Origin of the sequence: Gilliamella sp. wkB108, assembly GCF_001690195.1 — a bacterium.
Lineage (GTDB): Bacteria > Pseudomonadota > Gammaproteobacteria > Enterobacterales > Orbaceae > Gilliamella > Gilliamella apicola_L.
This window is the reverse complement of the sequence record NZ_LZGM01000069.1, coordinates 1-1990: the sequence shown is the minus strand read 5'-3', so window position 1 is coordinate 1990 and position 1990 is coordinate 1. Positions and strand designations below refer to the sequence as shown.

Here is a 1990-nt window from a genome sequence, read left to right as displayed (position 1 = left end):
CACCAAAAGCTGCTGATAGCCTCTATAAAGTAGGATTAATCTTACTGGATAAGGGTGACAAAAAAAGTGCTAAAGCTGTGTTCCAGCAAGTTGTTAGTAAATATGCTAAAGATAAAAACGCAGTTGATTTAGCCAACAAAAAGCTAGCATCTCTTTAAATAAGTGTATAAATAAAAAGCTGTTAGAAAAAAATAGCAATAAAGGGGTTGCACAGCTAGGTAATTATAAGTATTATAGCAACCCGAAATTGCTTGTAGCCTTAATCAATAAGACCGCAACTATTTCAATTCAAAAATGGGTTGTTAGCTCAGTCGGTAGAGCAGCGGACTTTTAATCCGTTTGTCGAGCGTTCGAATCGCTCACGACCCACCACTTTTCTTCCTCATACTTCAAGCAACAAAAATACCTAATTAATCACACAAAAAAGCGATGAGAACGCTAGCGTTCGACAAATTCGTCTGGAACGAATTTGAACAACTCGAAGAGTTGGCTCCGAAGGAGTGAGGCACAGGAAGTGCCGAATAATCAGCTCACGACCCACCACTTTTCTTCCTCATAATTTAAGTAACAAAAATACCTAATTAATAACACAAAGCGATGAGAACGCCAGCGTTCGACAAATTCGTCCGGAACGAATTTGAACAACACGAAGAGTTGGCTCCGAAGGAGTGAGGCACAGGAAGTGCCGAATAATCAGCTCACGACCCACCACTTTTCTTCCTCATAATTTAAGTAACAAAAATACCTAATTAATAACACAAAGCGATGAGAACGCCAGCGTTCGACAAATTCGTCCGGAACGAATTTGAACAACTCGAAGAGTTGGCTCCGAAGGAGTGAGGCACAGGAAGTGCCGAATAATCAGCTCACGACCCACCACTTTTCTTCCTCATAATTTAAGTAACAAAAATACCTAATTAATAACACAAAGCGATGAGAACGCCAGCGTTCGACAAATTCGTCCGGAACGAATTTGAACAACTCGAAGAGTTGGCTCCGAAGGAGTGAGGCACAGGAAGTGCCGAATAATCAGCTCACGACCCACCACTTTTCTTCCTCATAATTTAAGTAACAAAAATACCTAATTAATAACACAAAGCGATGAGAACGCCAGCGTTCGACAAATTCGTCCGGAACGAATTTGAACAACTCGAAGAGTTGGCTCCGAAGGAGTGAGGCACAGGAAGTGCCGAATAATCAGCTCACGACCCACCACTTTTCTTCCTCATAATTTAAGTAACAAAAATACCTAATTAATAACACAAAGCGATGAGAACGCCAGCGTTCGACAAATTCGTCCGGAACGAATTTGAACAACTCGAAGAGTTGGCTCCGAAGGAGTGAGGCACAGGAAGTGCCGAATAATCAGCTCACGACCCACCACTTTTCTTCCTCATAATTTAAGTAACAAAAATACCTAATTAATAACACAAAGCGATGAGAACGCCAGCGTTCGACAAATTCGTCCGGAACGAATTTGAACAACTCGAAGAGTTGGCTCCGAAGGAGTGAGGCACAGGAAGTGCCGAATAATCAGCTCACGACCCACCACTTTTCTTCCTCATAATTTAAGTAACAAAAATACCTAATTAATAACACAAAGCGATGAGAACGCCAGCGTTCGACAAATTCGTCCGGAACGAATTTGAACAACTCGAAGAGTTGGCTCCGAAGGAGTGAGGCACAGGAAGTGCCGAATAATCAGCTCACGACCCACCACTTTTCTTCCTCATAATTTAAGTAACAAAAATACCTAATTAATAACACAAAGCGATGAGAACGCCAGCGTTCGACAAATTCGTCCGGAACGAATTTGAACAACTCGAAGAGTTGGCTCCGAAGGAGTGAGGCACAGGAAGTGCCGAATAATCAGCTCACGACCCACCACTTTTCTTCCTCATAATTTAAGTAACAAAAATACCTAATTAATAACACAAAGCGATGAGAACGCCAGCGTTCGACAAATTCGTCCGGAACGAATTTGAACAAC

The 1990-nt window shown here is 41.9% G+C and carries 1 protein-coding gene and 1 tRNA gene; both read left to right on the top strand.

Features of this window, described 5'->3' with window-relative positions; genetic code table 11:
* A partial coding sequence (locus tag A9G11_RS14770) for a tetratricopeptide repeat protein (protein WP_442902976.1) occupies positions 1–158 on the top strand: 158 nt, incomplete at its 5' end.
* Between the two features lie 138 nt (positions 159–296).
* A tRNA-Lys gene (locus tag A9G11_RS06735) sits at positions 297–372 on the top strand.
* Positions 373–1990: the final 1618 nt, after the last annotated feature.